This window comes from Bacillus sp. FSL R5-0434 (genome assembly GCF_038004745.1).
GTDB classification, from domain to species: domain Bacteria; phylum Bacillota; class Bacilli; order Bacillales; family Bacillaceae; genus Bacillus; species Bacillus halotolerans.
In genome coordinates this window covers 2,935,637-2,950,175 of the sequence record NZ_JBBORV010000001.1, presented here as the reverse complement: position 1 = coordinate 2,950,175, position 14,539 = coordinate 2,935,637, and the positions used below count along the sequence as shown (strand labels likewise).

Below are 14,539 nucleotides of genomic sequence, written 5' to 3'. Positions count from 1 at the left end.
TTATGGTTAAGCCTTTTTCACTCTTGGGCTTCTTGGTTTCTGGAATTTCTCTGCTGCTCTGATTTCTTTTCGTTCTCTTGCCAATGCTTTATAAAGGGCAGCAATCATGAGCAGGATAACAATTGAAAATGGCAGTGCCGCCAGAATCGCTGTGTTTTGCAAAGCGGCAAGTCCGCCGGAATACAAGAGCGCAGCTGCCATAGCAGACTGAATGATGCCCCAGCTGAGTTTGACTGAGTTAGCCGGGTTTAATGAACCGTATGTCGTCTGCATACCAAGGACAAATGTCGCTGAATCAGCTGATGTAATAAAGAACACGGCGATCAGGATCAATGCCAGGATAGACGTGATCATTGTCAGCGGATAGTGATCCAGTGTTCCGAACAGCATCGTTTCGGAAGACTGCTTCGCCACATTAAAGATACCTTTTTGCTGAAGGTCCATCGCGGAAACACCGAAAATGGAGAACCATAGGAAAGCCAAAATACATGGTGCCACCAGGACGCCGATCAAAAATTCACGGATTGTCCGGCCTCGGGATACACGAGCGATGAAAATGCCGACAAATGGAGACCAGGAAATCCACCATGCCCAATAGAAAATCGTCCAGCCGTTGATCCATTCACGTTTGCCTGGATCGTTCGGCGCCAGTCTGAAGCTCATTTGAACAATGTTTTGAATATACTGCCCAATTGAATCTGTAAGTGAGTTCATGATCAAAACGGTAGGTCCGACAACCAGCATAAACAGCATCAGCAATCCGGCTAGCACCATATTTGTGTTGCTTAAATACTTAATGCCTTTTCCGAGTCCGCTCCAAGCCGATAGTAAAAAGAGCACTGTTACAATAACAATCAAAATCAATTGAACGATAAAATGATTCGGAATTCCGAATAGGTAATTCAATCCGCCGTTAATTTGAGTTGCGCCGATCCCCAGACTCGTTGCAACGCCGACAACTGTAGCGAAAACAGCGATACAGTCAATCAGTTTACCGATCGGGCCGTTTACTTTATCGCCGAGAATCGGAGTCAGTGTGCTGCTGATTAATCCAGGCGCGTCTTTGCGGAATTGAAAATATGCGATACATAATGCCACGACGGCATAAATGGCCCAAGCGTGCAGTCCCCAGTGGAAAAACGTGTACCGGAGCGCATCTCTGAAGGCTTGGGGGGTTTCTGTTTCACCTGATGGAGAGCTAATTGCGTAATGGCTGATCGGTTCAGCCGCACCATAGAATACTAAGCCGATTCCCATGCCTGCACTGAACAGCATGGCAAACCAAGATAATAACCCGAATTCCGGTTTTTCATCCGGTTTCCCCAGTTTAATTTTTCCAATCGGGCTGACAATTAAAAAGAGACAGAACCCGACAAACAAAGAGACAACTAATAGATAATACCAACCAAATGAATCTGTTATAAACGATTGTGCCGATTGAGACACGTTTTGCAGGCTGTCAGGAGAAATAACGCCCCACAAAACGGCTGCGGCTGTGATGACAATCACAATCCAAAATACACTAGATATATTCTTCAAACATTCTCACCCTCTGACTTTTTTGTGTACGCCTATATCTTCCTCGCAGGCTTAGTATGGTCGTACGATGGCAGATCATTCCTTCCTGTAAATTACCCCGCAATCAGGTGAAACAAAACAAATCTCACCCTAACATTTTTGCGGGAAATTTTCAAATGCCCGGCATGCTGTAAGAGTTTGAAAAGTCTAATGTTTACGTACGGGAAAAGCGTCCGGCATTCAGTCCGGCGAGTCTGCCTGTGACGAGCGCAGATGTGATATTGTATCCGCCTGTATAACCGTGGATATCTAAGATTTCGCCGCAAAAATACAGGCCGTCCATTTTTTTAGACGCCATCTTTTTCGGGTCAATCTCCTTCACCGATACACCGCCTCCTGTGACAAACGCTTTGTCTAGAGACAGCGTGCCGTTTGCGAGAACGGTAAATTGCTTGCAGTCTTTGACAAATTGTCTGAAAGGCTCCTTCGGCAGCTCAGAAAATGATATGTTCGGTGAAATGCCGTTTTTTTCAAGCAGGAAAAGAAGGTAGCGCTCCTGCATCCAAGGCTTCAGCACATTTTTTAACGCTTTTTTCGGCGCGTCTTTCAGCTCCTTGTGCATCTTTTGGAATAGCGTTTCTTCATTGATATCCGGAAACAAATCAATTCTGACGGGCACTTCCGGCTGTTTTTTCAGCTCTTTCACGATAAACTGGCTGCACCTGAGTATGGCGGGGCCTGAGAGGCCGAAATGAGTAAACAGCATGTCCATCTTATGTGTGATAATGGCTTTGCCTTTTTTGTTTAATACACTGACGGCGACACCTCTGAGCGATAAACCCTGCAGTGTTTTTTTCTTAATAAACGGCTCGGCAGATGTGACGGGCACCTCTGTCGGGAACAGCTCTGTTATTGTGTGGCCTGCGGCTTCGGCCCATTCATAGCCATCACCCGTGCTGCCGGTATGGGGAACGCTTTTTCCGCCAACCGCGATAATGACTGCCTGACTATGAATCACTTCGCCATTATTCGTCACAATGCCTGCCGTATGTCCATCTTCATATGTAACAGATTTGATTTTTTCGTTCGTTCTGATCGTCACACGCAGCTGTTTCAGCCTGTTTAACAGGGCGTCGACAACACTTTGCGCTTTGTCTGTCACTGGAAACATCCGGCCGTGATCCTCTTCCTTCAATTTGATCCCGAGATTTTCAAAAAACTTGATAATATCTTCATTATTAAATTCAGAAAACGCACTGTATAAAAAACGGCCGTTGCCGGGGATGTGCTTAATAATTTCTTCGACAGGAAGGCGGTTTGTCACATTGCAGCGGCCGCCTCCGGATATGGCAAGTTTACGGCCTAACTTATTTCCTTTATCTATTAACAAAACATCAGCACCCTGTTCTCCGGCTGCAATGGCAGCCATCAGACCTGAAGGGCCTCCGCCGATTACAATTACGTCATACTGCTTCATCTTTATCATCAACTTTCTTTTTACATTTCGTGTGCGGAACGCTGTCCGCAGTACTATTATAGCGAAAGACAGGTTCTGCTTAAACGTATTTTGCCGCAAACTTGCATTGTTCCTGAGATTGCTTTTGTATTTATTACCGTCTATATGCCCAGTTGTGTTAAAATAGAAAAGTTGAATCTTCGTAGAAAATGGTGATGAAGAAACATGTCAAGCAAACTGTTAAGAGGCACGTTTGTGTTAACGCTCGGTACATATATTTCACGGATACTGGGAATGGTTTATTTAATTCCTTTCAGCATCATGGTCGGAGCGACAGGCGGTGCGTTATTTCAATACGGATACAATCAATACACTTTATTTTTGAACATTGCCACAATGGGCTTTCCAGCCGCCGTTTCTAAATTTGTTTCCAAATATAATTCCAAAGGGGATTATGAAACAAGCAGAAAAATGCTGAAGGCGGGCATGTCGGTTATGCTTGTAACGGGAATGATTGCCTTTTTTATACTATATTTATCTGCTCCGTTTTTTGCGGAAATATCGCTTGGGGGCAAAGATAATAACGGTTTGACGATTGATCATGTCGTATATGTCATCCGCATGGTCAGCTTAGCGCTTTTAGTCGTGCCGATTATGAGTCTTGTGCGCGGATTTTTCCAAGGTCACCAAATGATGGGGCCGACGGCTGTCTCTCAAGTTGTTGAGCAGATTGTCCGCATCATCTTTTTATTGAGTGCGACCTTCTTGATTTTGAAAGTCTTAAACGGCGGCCTTGTGATCGCTGTCGGTTATGCAACCTTTGCAGCTCTGATCGGTGCCTTCGGCGGGCTGATCGTATTGTATATTTATTGGAACAAACGAAAAGGCAATCTGCTGGCGATGATGCCTAATACGGGGCCGACAGCAGATTTAAGCTACAAGAAAATGTTTTTCGAGCTCTTCAGCTATGCCGCTCCCTACGTGTTTGTTGGACTAGCCATCCCTTTGTATAACTATATTGATACAAATACGTTTAACAAAGCCATGATTGAAGCGGGGCATCAAGCTATCAGTCAGGACATGATGGCCATTCTGACACTTTACGTGCAGAAGCTCGTGATGATCCCGGTTTCTCTTGCGACGGCATTCGGACTGACCTTAATTCCGACGATCACAGAATCGTTTACAAGCAGAAACTACAAGCTGTTAAATCAGCAGATCAACCAGTCGATGCAGACGATCCTGTTTTTAATTATTCCGGCTGTTGTCGGTATATCGGTATTAGCAGGCCCTGTGTACACGTTCTTTTACGGATCAGAGAGCCTTCATCCTGAATTGGGGAAAGATATCCTGTTTTGGTATTCGCCAGTTGCGATCTTGTTCTCTTTGTTTACTGTCAACGCCGCCATATTGCAGGGCATCAATAAGCAAAAATTTGCGGTTGCCAGTCTTGTGATCGGTGTCGTGATCAAACTTGTGCTGAATGTCCCGCTGATTAAGCTGATGCAGGCTGACGGCGCTATTTTAGCTACGGCACTCGGGTATACTGCTTCACTTATATACGGATTTATCATGATCAAACGGCATGCCGGCTATTCGTATAAAATATTAGTGAAACGGGGCGTTCTGATGCTGCTCTTGTCAGCAGTGATGGCGATAGCCGTTAAAATCGTCCAGTGGGTGTTAAGCTTTTTCATCTCCTACGAGGATGGCCAGCTGCATGCTGCGATCGTCGTGCTGATTGCTGCTGTGGTCGGCGGAGCTGTCTACCTGTATTGTGCTTATCGTTTAGGGTTTTTACAGAAAATATTCGGCCGCCGTTTACCGGGGTTCTTAAAGAAAGGCAGACATGCCGCTGATTAACAGAATATGTTGAAACAGAGGGCTCGCTTGATGCGGGCTTTCTTTTATAGGAAGGAGAGATTGGCATGAGACTAGATAAGCTGCTTGCCAACAGCGGGTATGGTTCGAGAAAAGAGGTCAAATCGATTGTGAAAGCGGGAGCCGTCATGGTCGACGGAAAGCCGGCAAAAGATGTCAAGGCGCACGTGGACCCTGATGCGCAGGAGGTGACCGTTTATGGCGAGCCGATTGATTACCGCGAGTTTATTTATATCATGATGAATAAACCGCAGGGCGTGCTGTCAGCGACTGAGGACAGCCGGCAAAAGACAGTGGTCGATTTGCTGACGCCGGCTGAACTTAGATTCGAGCCGTTTCCTGCCGGCCGGCTTGATAAGGATACAGAAGGATTTCTGCTGCTGACAAATGACGGTCAGCTCGCTCACCGGCTGCTATCGCCGAAAAAGCATGTTCCGAAAACGTATGAGGTCCACTTAAAGTCGCAAATTTCGCCAGAAGACATCAACAGCTTAGAGACTGGGGTATTTATTGAAGGCGGCTACAAAACAAAGCCGGCACAAGCAGAAATAAAGGTAAACGATAAAGGGCATACCGTGATATACCTGACGATAACAGAAGGGAAATATCATCAAGTCAAACAGATGGCAAATGCTGTCGGCAATGAAGTCATTTATCTGAAGCGGCTCTCAATGGGACGCGTATCCTTGGATCCTGCTCTGGAGCCGGGAGAATACCGTGAGCTTACAGAAGAAGAACTTGAAAGGCTGAACGAGCCGCAAGCATGAAAAAATCCCGCATCACACATGCGGGATTTTTTATTATATATAAGCACACAAAAACAAGGCTAAGAACGTTTCTCGCCCTGTATCTATCAGGCCGCTCACAGGGCGGCCCTATGTAATTTTTAATGTTATGAGGTAATCTTTACTTTCTTTCTCGTTGTCTCCCATTTGCCACGGCTTGGACTATGAACAAGATCATTATATGCTAACACATTTAAGTCTCTTTGAATCGTTCTAGGTGTAATGCCGAATTCGTCAACCAGTTCCTGTGTTGTCACAAGGCCTTTCTCTTGAATAAACATGTAAACTGATTTGATTCGAGTTAGCATACGGTTTGTTGAAGGTTTCAAAAAACCACTCCCTATCATAAGATCGGATGGACTTGACTAACCACAACTCACGACTATCAACTGCGTACGAAATAGCAACTAAGGCAGACATCTGTAATATTTAAATAATTCGCCTTCATTATACACGATTTCGCAGCGGTGAATCTAGGAATAAGTATGATAAATTTTTTCCAATTTGAGTTTGGCCGCCATCCTTGTTGGATTACTATGTATTTCAGCACAATATTATTATGGATAAAGAAACTTTTTTTATTCTGTTTCGTATGTGATTAAGGGGGTGAGTGAGATTGAGAATGTTGTTGGAAGCATCGATAGAGCAAGCAGGGTATACAAACCGAAAAAAAGTGCTCACCGATGTTTTATTGGAAGTCAGAGAAGGGGAGCTTGTCGGGTTGATTGGAGCGAACGGCGCTGGAAAAAGTACTGCCATCAAGGCGATACTCGGCCTCTCGCAAGACTTTAAAGGGACTATCGCTTGGAATGATTGCTCGTTTGCTTATATTCCGGAGCACCCGTCCTTTTATGAGGAATTAACGCTGTGGGAGCATCTCGACCTGATCAGCACTTTGCACGGCATTGGTCAGAGTGAATTCGAATACCGGGCCCAAAGTCTTCTTGAAACATTTTCGCTTGATCATGTCATGCATGAGCTGCCGGTGACGTTTTCGAAGGGCATGCAGCAAAAGCTGATGCTGATTCAGGCCTTTCTTTCTAAGCCTGATATGTATGTGATTGATGAACCGTTTATCGGCCTTGACCCGATATCGACAAAACGCTTTGTGGACATGCTGAAGGCTGAGAAAGATAGAGGAGCCGGCATTCTCATGTGCACACACGTACTTGATACCGCGGAAAAAATCTGCGACCGGTTTTACATGATTGATAAAGGTTCTTTGTTTCTTCAGGGAACGTTAAAAGATATTCAAGAGCAGACAGGGTTAGACGGGCAGTCATTGCTTGACTGTTTTTATACGGCGATTCAAGGAGGAAAGGCATGAACGGGCGCTCTCTCTTTTTTCGAAGGTGGCTGGATTTTTACCGATATCAGTTTAAGGTGCTGCATGCTGTCATTGATTGGACGGTTGCGCTCTACATTGTCCTGCCGGCGCTTGCTTTTGTGATTTATCAGTATGTGGAGTGGACGAATGGAAACGGCCTTCTTTACGAGTGGTCTGAGAGAGTCGAATGGAGATGGTTATACGCTGTCGGTATACTGATTGTTTGTACAGGCTCCATCCATACTTTTTTACTGGAAGCGGACCAGGTGTTTTTGCTGCAAAAGAAAGCGATCATTCGCCAGATGAAACAATACGCATTGGTGTATTCTTTATTGTTCACGTTCGCCAAATGGCTGTTGCTCTTTTTTCTTTTTCTTCCCTTTATCATTGATTCTGTTCGCGTCACTATTCCAGAAAGCGCTGCTCTGTTGATCTATGCTTTCGGTCTTCATACGCTCTTTTTATCCTTGAAGCAGGACAGGGTCAGAAAACCAAGATCTATTTGGAGACAGATTGCAGACTTTTTTCTCAAGGCTGTGCTTTTGGCGTGTTCTTTTCTCATGATTACCTTTACTGAGTGGCACTTGCTCTCGCTTGCCGGTGTTTTGTTTTTTATTTTTGCTTTCATACGCAGTTTGAAAAAGACGGCTTCATTTTCGGCTTTTGAGGCAGAGGTGCTTGAGGAGAAAAAAATCAGGCTCACTCTTGCAGGTCTTGTAATGATGACGAGCCAAGATGTGAGAATGCCGAGAGTAAAGGACAGGATGAGGAGAAAACCACTATTATTCCGGAATTCAAAAAGGATATTTAAGAAACGGACAATGTATACAATTTATAAAGAATTGTTTTTTAAAGTCATGCTGAGGAATGGGGAGTATGCGAGGCATCTGTATATGCTTTTGTCGGCTTTTACGGTTTTAACAGTCGTTTCCCCTATCTTTCTTAAGGTGATTGCGCTGCTGGTTTATACAGGTGTTTGCCGTTATGTGCTTTCGCTTATTTTTGACAAAGTGATGGATGCGCCGATCTTAATTGGGGCTGATAAGGAAAGTGATGAATATTACCGGGCCAGAAAAAGCTGTGTGAACACGCTGCACTATGCTTGTGTTGCCTGCTGCTTTTTGGCGGCTGCTATCTCTTTTTTGGTGAAATAAAAACCCAAACGGATGCCGTTTGGGTTTTCTGTATGTTATAGAATAAATAGCTGGATGAAAAACAGAACGGCAAATGCGAGGACGAGCGGATGAATGTCTCTCCATTTTCCCCGTGCTGCTTTCACAATCGGATACGAAATAAAGCCAAGCGCAATTCCTGTGGAAATGCTTGATGTAAGAGGCATGGTCAGAACAACGAGAAATGCCGGAAATGCCTCGTCCATCTCCTTCCAGTTAATATTCGACACCGAGCCCATCATCAGGCTGCCGACAATAATCAAAGCCGGTGAGGTGATGGCGGATATGCCGGATAAGGCGCTGACAAGCGGACTGAAAAACATCGAAGCTGCAAATAATACCGCGACAGTTAAAGACGTAAGACCTGTTCTTCCCCCGGCTGCGACGCCAGCTGAAGACTCGACAAACGCGGTTGTCGGACTTGTTCCGAAAACAGCACCGACTGTGGTCGCCGTTGAATCAGCAAGCAGCGCTTTTCGCGCGTTCGGGAGCTTGTTGTTTTTCATCAATCCGGCTTGCTCGGCCACACCGATCATCGTACCGGTCGTATCAAAAATCGTTACAAGCAGAAATGAAAAGACGACAGCGTACAGGCCGTGATGGATCACATCGCCAAAAGCGGAGAACGGATTTGAAATAATCAATCCCTCAGGCAAATGCGGAAAAGACATAAAGCCTTTAGGAAAATGCAGCTGGCCGGTAAAAAAAGCGATCAAAGCGGTAGCTGCCATTCCGATAAATAACGCTCCGCCTACATTCAGCACCATCAGGATCACACTGATCAATAAGCCGATCAGCGTCAAGATAACCGCTGGCGAATGAAGGTTGCCGAGTGTGACCAGATTTGATTTATCAGCCGTAATAATTCCCGCCTGCCGTAAACCGATAAACGCAATAAAAAGTCCGATCCCTGTTGTGATGCCGTATTTTAAATTGTTTGGAATCGCTTCTATCAGTTGTTTTCTTAAAGGCGTAAACGATAGAATAATGAAGAGAACCCCTGCTGTGAATACTGCGCTGAAAGCTGTTGCGTAGGTGATGCCGCCGCCGCTTGCGCCTACAACGTGATAGGCTAAGTAAGCGTTTAAGCCCATGCCGGGCGCAATGGCAATCGGATAATTTGCAGCCAGGGCCATCCACAGCGTTCCGACAATGGAGGCGATAATCGTTGCGGTAAAGACCTGGTCAAAAGGAACTCCGGCATTCGCTAAAATGACCGGATTCACCACTACAATATAGACCATTGTGAAAAAGGTCGTCAATCCAGCTATGATTTCTTGTTTAATCGATGTTTGCTGCTCTTTTAGATGAAACATAGTAACCTCCAATTACGAACGTTTTAACAAAACACCATTAATATTATTCGTTTTATTTAGTTTTTGCAAGTGATTTATTGCAGAAAGGGGATCATTATGAACTGGGAAGTCGAAGTGATCAGAAAAAAAGATGATTTGATTCGCGATACGCAGGAATTCTTGAGAATCAACAGTGTAATGGACGAAACAACAGCCGGGCCCGGCAAACCATTCGGAGAAGGGGTAAATGCCAGCTTGACCTCTTTGCTTGAGCTTGGAGAAAAAGAAGGATTTTCCGTGAAAAATCTTGACGGGTTCGCCGGTCATATCGAATGGGGCGAGGGTGAAGACATTGTCGGCGTTCTTTGCCATGTTGATGTTGTACCGCCCGGAGACGGCTGGACAAGTGATCCGTTTTCAGCGGACATCCGAAACGGGCGGATTTATGCAAGGGGCGCCATTGACGACAAAGGTCCGACGATGGCGGCGTTCTACGCGCTGAAAATCGTCAAAGACATGAATCTGCCGCTTTCTAAACGTGTCAGAATCATTATCGGAACAGATGAAGAAAGTGATTGGAGATGTGTGGAGCATTATTTCAAGCACGAAGAAATGCCGACTCTCGGTTTTGCGCCAGATGCTGATTTCCCGATTATTAACGCGGAAAAAGGAATTATTGATGCTTCACTGCTCATACCGCACCGCGCAAACGAAGCCGCTTCAGAAACAGTTCTTGCCTCGTTTACATCAGGCCTCCGCTTAAACATGGTGCCAGACGCTGCGGAAGCCGTTATCAAAGGATCAAATATAGAAGAGGTTCTTGCCTCATTTAAAGACATGCTCCGCGCGACAGATCAAAAAGGTGAAGCTGAGATTGAGAATGGGCAGCTGATCTTGCGCATGCACGGACTTTCCTGCCATGCGATGGAACCGAACAATGGAGTGAATGCCGGCATCAAACTGGCAGAATTTTTGCGCCAGACTAAGCTGGATGAAGCCGGACAGCGTTTTGTTCAAGTCGTGACAGACAAATTCTCAGATGATACGAGAGGAAAGAAACTGAATATTGACTGTGAGGATGAGATTAGCGGAGAGCTGACATTAAATGCCGGAACACTGCGCTATACAGAAGGGCAAGGAGGCGAGCTCGGAATCAATATCCGCTATCCGGTAACGGCGGAAAGCAAAATGATTCGCGATGCGTTTGAAAGCGCCGCTGAATTTGAGCTTGAAGAATTTAAAGACAGCAAGCCGCATCACGTATCAGCGGACCATCCGCTAGTCAAAACACTGCAAAAGGTATATGAAGGCCAATTAGGCAAAAAAGCTGATTTAATTTCAATCGGCGGGGGAACGTATGCAAGATCTTTGAAAGCCGGCGTCGCATTCGGACCGCTGTTCCCCGGACGTCCCGATAGTGCGCACCAAAAGGATGAATATATTGAAATTGATGATCTCCTCAGAGCGACTGCTTTATATGCGCAGGCCATCTACGAACTTGCAAAATAAAAGGACCGGCTTCTTCTGAAGCCAGTCCTTTTTTTACACAAATGACCATAAATCAGTTGATAAATAACGTTCCCCGGTATCAGCTGTCATACAGACAACGACTTGATCAGGAGAGAGACGTTTGGCGGCTTCAATCGCCGCGAAGCAGGCAGCGCCTGAAGAAGGCCCGACGAGAATTCCTTCCTCCGCAGCAAGGCGTCTGGTTGTCGTATAAGCATCCTCATCAGTGATTTTGATAATTTCATCATATACATCTTGATTTAAAACTGGAGGAATGAAGCCTGGGCTTGTCCCAACCAGCTTATGCGCACCCGGTTTTCCGCCTGATAATACCGGAGACCCCGCAGGCTCGACAACATGAACCAAAATATCCGGGAAAAGTTCTTTTAGCGCTTCACCGGTGCCTGTAATGGTCCCGCCAGTACCGGAAGAAGCTACAAAAGCGCCTAGCGGTTTTCCGATTTCTTTTATTGCCCGGGCAATTTCAAGAGCAGTTGTTTTTCGATGCGCGTCAGGATTTGCGGTATTATCAAACTGCATCGGAATGAAGCTGTTCGGAATTTGTTCGGCGAGCTCTTTTGCTTTTTTAATGCTGCCCGGCATTCTTTCCGATCCGGGAGTTAACACAACCTCTGCACCATAGGCTTTGAGAAGGTTGATCCGCTCCTTCGTCATTGTATCCGGCATTACTAAAATCGCTTTATAGCCGCGGGCCGCCGCATTCATGGCGAGTCCGATTCCGGTATTTCCGCTGGTCGGCTCAATGATAACTGAGCCAGGCTTGAGTAAGCCGTTTTGTTCTGCTTCTATAATCATATTGTAAGCGGCTCTGTCTTTCACACTGCCGCTTGGATTGAAAAATTCAAGTTTTAAATAGACTTGTGCTGCGTTTTCCGGCTGAAGCCGATTCAATCTCACAAGCGGTGTATCTCCTATAAGATCAGAAGTGTTTTCAACGATTTTCAACATTGTCATTCCTTTCTGAATAAAACAAGTGTCATATAATATCCTAACATAATAAACGGTTGCGCGAGAGTGTTTTCATATGCGGTTCCTCTATTCGCGCAGCCTCTTTATTGATAAAATAATAGCAGTCAAAGAAGGGAGTGTCAGACGGATGTCAGATATCCGGCCTCATTATTTCATCGGCGTGCCCATTCCGCCAGAAATTGCAAATCCGATTTACCAGGCTGCGAAAAGCGAGCCGGCGCTCACGTTTCAAAAATGGGTGCACCCGCTTGACTACCATATCACGTTAATTTTTCTCGGTGCGGCGGACGAAGCGCAAATCAAGCAGCTTGAAGGCTCGCTTGCCGAGATAGCTGTTGATGCCAATCCGTTTACAATTGAGTTTGACAAAATAGATGTGTTCGGAGACCGCAGGCAGCCGCGCGTGTTACATTTGGAGCCGAAGAAGAATACGGCGCTCGAAACACTGCGGGAGCATACAAAACAAGCTGTTCTTCAAGCAGGCTTTAAAGTGGAAAAGAGAGCGTATCATCCCCATATGACGCTGGCAAGAAAATGGACAGGCCAAAAGGGATTTCCGGCGCAGGTCCCGTTTAAAAGCGGTGAGGTTTCAACGGCTATTGAACGATTTTCACTTTTTCAGACATACTTAAATCAATCACCAAAATATGAGGAAAAATACAAATTTTATTTAACTTAATTCATGCGGAGTGGAGAAACAAAATGGCACAAATCATCAAAATACATGATTATATATCGAGATATGAACTTGATCCGTACCATTATATGAATCAGTTTATACGGCTGAAAAAAGAGCGCTGGATTTCATTATTAGAAGCAGCGGAGCGCCAGCATGAAGAAAGACAAGCCAGTGCTGAACAGCCGGAACCGGTGCAGAAACGAAAAAAATTTTCATTGAAAAGAAGAAAAGAAGAGATAGAAGCCGATATACAAGAAGAGAGACACCAATGGTTTGAGGAAGAAGACGATCTGAACGTAAGGCTGCCGAAGAGCAGGATGGCGCTTGCTTCCTTTTATAAAAGACATTTATATGAATTTCAGCTCAAATGGGCAAGCTCTACTCTTTCCGAGATGTCAAATCTGTCAAACCAGGTGAAGCAGGACCGCATTTTGCATTTTCTGGCCCAGCAGCTTCCTGATTCTTATTTTATTATGTATAAGCCTGTGCTCAAAATTCAGCAGGCGGCAGTAGAATTAAGCATAGTGATCATTTCACCTCTTGACATTTTTTGCGTTTCTTTTATAGATGCAGAGGAAGACAGTGTGTACATAGGATCTAAACATCGTTTTTGGGAGAAGAAAACAGGCTCTCAGACTGAATCGGTATTAAATCCGGCGTTGAGTCTGTTTCGGACGGGATCTGTTGTGTCGAAGATCGTAAAGGAAAAAGGCGCTGATATTCCAGTCTCGAAATTACTCCTGAGCAGAACGTCATACATTGATTACCCCGAACCGCCGTACGGTCTGGAAATAGTGGACAAACGGGGCTTGGCGGACTGGATGGAGAGGCAGAAGAAAAACACTGCTCCGATAAAACATCATCAATTAAAGGCTGCAAAAGCTTTGTTGTCTTATTGCCTGTCAGACTCCTATCGCAGACAAGAGTGGCTGGAGTAAAGCAGAACGATTTGAGCGGTTTTCTCATAACATAAGCAGGTGAGAAAGATGAGCCAATGGTTTTTTATTATTAATCCGGCAGCAGGGCATCGAAAAGGCCTGCGTGTTTGGAAGTCGATACAAAAGGAATTACTGAAACGAAAGATTGAGCACCGCTCATTTTTAACTGAACATCCGGGACACGCCGAGGTTCTCGCCCGGCAGATTTCAACGATTCAGGAACATAAGCTGAAACGCCTGATCGTTATCGGCGGAGACGGAACGATGCACGAAGTCGTCAACGGGCTGAAAGATGTTGACGATATCGAACTGAGTTTTGTGCCGGCTGGCGCGTACAATGATTTTTCCAGAGGATTCTCCATTAAGAAAATAGATCTGATTCAGGAAATCAGAAAGCTGAAGCGTCCGTTAACGCGAACGTTTCATTTAGGAAGCATTAATTTGCTTCAGGATAAATCGCAGGTTCTTTATTTTTTGAATCATATCGGAATCGGCTTTGACGCATACGTCAATAAGAAGGCGATGGAATTTCCATTAAAACGGGCGGTCCAGTTTCTGCGCCTCCGCTTTGTTGTCTATCCGCTTTCCCATTTGTACGCGTCGGCTACCTTTAAGCCGTTTTCGTTGGCTTGTACAATTGAAGGAGAGACACAGGAATTTCATCATGTCTGGTTTGCGGTCGTCTCCAATCATCCGTTTTACGGAGGCGGCATGAAGGCGGCCCCGCTTGCGAATCCGCGCGAACAGGCATTTGATATCATCATTGTTGAGAATCTGCCGTTTTTGAAAAAGTATTGGTTTTTATGCTTGATGACATTTGGAAAACACACCAAAATGGACGGCGTGACGATGTTTAAAGCGAAAGACCTTACGTTTTACACGAAGGACAAAATTCCGTTCCATGCTGACGGAGAAATCATGGGTACAACCCCATTCCGTCTGGCATCGAGTCCCTCACCCTTACGGATCAAAACATAAACGTTTTTGGA

13 protein-coding genes are annotated in these 14,539 nt (G+C 45.3%); 8 read left to right on the top strand and 5 right to left on the bottom strand.

Features of this window, described 5'->3' with window-relative positions; genetic code table 11:
* Positions 1 to 6: 6 nt before the first annotated feature.
* Together opuD and NYE43_RS15305 are read right to left on the bottom strand one after the other, a co-directional pair.
* The gene (opuD, locus tag NYE43_RS15310; RefSeq protein ID WP_024122541.1) at positions 7 to 1,539 is read right to left on the bottom strand and encodes a glycine betaine transporter OpuD; all 1,533 of its coding nucleotides are present in this window, start codon (positions 1,537 to 1,539) and stop codon (positions 7 to 9) included.
* Between the two features lie 193 nt (positions 1,540 to 1,732).
* A complete protein-coding gene (locus NYE43_RS15305) occupies positions 1,733 to 2,995 on the bottom strand; it encodes a BaiN/RdsA family NAD(P)/FAD-dependent oxidoreductase (protein WP_095714596.1) in 1,263 nt (420 codons plus the stop codon).
* A 204-nt stretch (positions 2,996 to 3,199) separates the two neighbouring features.
* Between NYE43_RS15305 and murJ the strand changes: the two genes are divergently transcribed.
* Both murJ and NYE43_RS15295 read left to right on the top strand, forming a co-directional pair.
* Positions 3,200 to 4,837, top strand: a complete 1,638-nt coding sequence (gene murJ, locus NYE43_RS15300) for a lipid II flippase MurJ (protein ID WP_024122540.1) — start codon at positions 3,200 to 3,202, stop codon at positions 4,835 to 4,837.
* A 65-nt stretch (positions 4,838 to 4,902) separates the two neighbouring features.
* Entirely contained in the window at positions 4,903 to 5,622 is a 720-nt protein-coding gene (locus tag NYE43_RS15295) for a pseudouridine synthase (RefSeq protein ID WP_341062190.1), read from the top strand.
* Positions 5,623 to 5,747: 125 nt separating this feature from the next.
* Here the strand turns inward: NYE43_RS15295 and NYE43_RS15290 are convergent, their stop codons facing one another.
* Positions 5,748 to 5,969, bottom strand: a complete 222-nt coding sequence (locus tag NYE43_RS15290; RefSeq protein ID WP_003152337.1) for a DeoR family transcriptional regulator — start codon at positions 5,967 to 5,969, stop codon at positions 5,748 to 5,750.
* A 287-nt stretch (positions 5,970 to 6,256) separates the two neighbouring features.
* Between NYE43_RS15290 and NYE43_RS15285 the strand changes: the two genes are divergently transcribed.
* Together NYE43_RS15285 and NYE43_RS15280 are read left to right on the top strand one after the other, a co-directional pair.
* Positions 6,257 to 6,967 carry an ABC transporter ATP-binding protein gene (locus NYE43_RS15285; protein WP_341062189.1) on the top strand — a complete coding sequence of 237 codons (711 nt, stop codon included), beginning with the start codon at positions 6,257 to 6,259 and terminating at the stop codon, positions 6,965 to 6,967.
* The gene (locus tag NYE43_RS15280) at positions 6,964 to 8,121 is read left to right on the top strand and encodes an ABC transporter permease (RefSeq protein WP_024122537.1); all 1,158 of its coding nucleotides are present in this window, start codon (positions 6,964 to 6,966) and stop codon (positions 8,119 to 8,121) included. Before NYE43_RS15285 ends, NYE43_RS15280 begins: the two co-directional genes overlap by 4 nt.
* 35 nt (positions 8,122 to 8,156) lie before the next feature.
* Here the strand turns inward: NYE43_RS15280 and NYE43_RS15275 are convergent, their stop codons facing one another.
* Positions 8,157 to 9,455, bottom strand: a complete 1,299-nt coding sequence (locus NYE43_RS15275) for an NCS2 family permease (RefSeq protein WP_341062188.1) — start codon at positions 9,453 to 9,455, stop codon at positions 8,157 to 8,159.
* 96 nt (positions 9,456 to 9,551) lie between these two features.
* On the opposite strand from NYE43_RS15275, the gene pepV reads away from it, so the two are divergent.
* Positions 9,552 to 10,943, top strand: a complete 1,392-nt coding sequence (gene pepV, locus NYE43_RS15270; RefSeq protein ID WP_268498592.1) for a dipeptidase PepV — start codon at positions 9,552 to 9,554, stop codon at positions 10,941 to 10,943.
* A gap of 33 nt (positions 10,944 to 10,976) precedes the next feature.
* On the opposite strand, the gene cysK is transcribed toward pepV, so the two are convergent.
* Positions 10,977 to 11,912: a cysteine synthase A gene (gene cysK, locus NYE43_RS15265; RefSeq protein WP_029441392.1), complete on the bottom strand. Its 936-nt coding sequence runs from the start codon at positions 11,910 to 11,912 to the stop codon at positions 10,977 to 10,979.
* A gap of 148 nt (positions 11,913 to 12,060) precedes the next feature.
* Here cysK and thpR point away from each other — a divergent pair, with 148 nt between their 5' ends.
* The 3 genes from thpR to NYE43_RS15250 are packed head-to-tail and all read left to right on the top strand — an operon-like array spanning position 12,061 to position 14,528.
* On the top strand, positions 12,061 to 12,612 hold the full coding sequence (thpR, locus tag NYE43_RS15260) for an RNA 2',3'-cyclic phosphodiesterase (RefSeq protein ID WP_103671680.1): 552 nt from the start codon (positions 12,061 to 12,063) through the stop codon (positions 12,610 to 12,612).
* A gap of 23 nt (positions 12,613 to 12,635) precedes the next feature.
* The gene (locus tag NYE43_RS15255; protein ID WP_268544589.1) at positions 12,636 to 13,550 is read left to right on the top strand and encodes a hypothetical protein; all 915 of its coding nucleotides are present in this window, start codon (positions 12,636 to 12,638) and stop codon (positions 13,548 to 13,550) included.
* Between the two features lie 48 nt (positions 13,551 to 13,598).
* Positions 13,599 to 14,528, top strand: coding sequence for a YegS/Rv2252/BmrU family lipid kinase (locus NYE43_RS15250; RefSeq protein ID WP_024122531.1), 930 nt, complete (start codon positions 13,599 to 13,601; stop codon positions 14,526 to 14,528).
* The last annotated feature ends 11 nt before the right edge of the window (positions 14,529 to 14,539 follow it).

Bases quoted from the DNA above. Each gene is read 5' to 3' on its own strand.
- NYE43_RS15295 (WP_341062190.1), top strand. From the start codon at position 4,903: ATGAGACTAGATAAGCTGCTTGCCAACAGCGGGTATGGTTCGAGAAAA.
- thpR (WP_103671680.1), top strand. From the start codon at position 12,061: ATGTCAGATATCCGGCCTCATTATTTCATCGGCGTGCCCATTCCGCCA.
- cysK (WP_029441392.1), bottom strand. From the start codon at position 11,912: ATGTTGAAAATCGTTGAAAACACTTCTGATCTTATAGGAGATACACCG.
- NYE43_RS15280 (WP_024122537.1), top strand. From the start codon at position 6,964: ATGAACGGGCGCTCTCTCTTTTTTCGAAGGTGGCTGGATTTTTACCGA.
- NYE43_RS15255 (WP_268544589.1), top strand. From the start codon at position 12,636: ATGGCACAAATCATCAAAATACATGATTATATATCGAGATATGAACTT.
- pepV (WP_268498592.1), top strand. From the start codon at position 9,552: ATGAACTGGGAAGTCGAAGTGATCAGAAAAAAAGATGATTTGATTCGC.
- NYE43_RS15275 (WP_341062188.1), bottom strand. From the start codon at position 9,455: ATGTTTCATCTAAAAGAGCAGCAAACATCGATTAAACAAGAAATCATA.
- NYE43_RS15305 (WP_095714596.1), bottom strand. From the start codon at position 2,995: ATGAAGCAGTATGACGTAATTGTAATCGGCGGAGGCCCTTCAGGTCTG.
- NYE43_RS15250 (WP_024122531.1), top strand. From the start codon at position 13,599: ATGAGCCAATGGTTTTTTATTATTAATCCGGCAGCAGGGCATCGAAAA.
- murJ (WP_024122540.1), top strand. From the start codon at position 3,200: ATGTCAAGCAAACTGTTAAGAGGCACGTTTGTGTTAACGCTCGGTACA.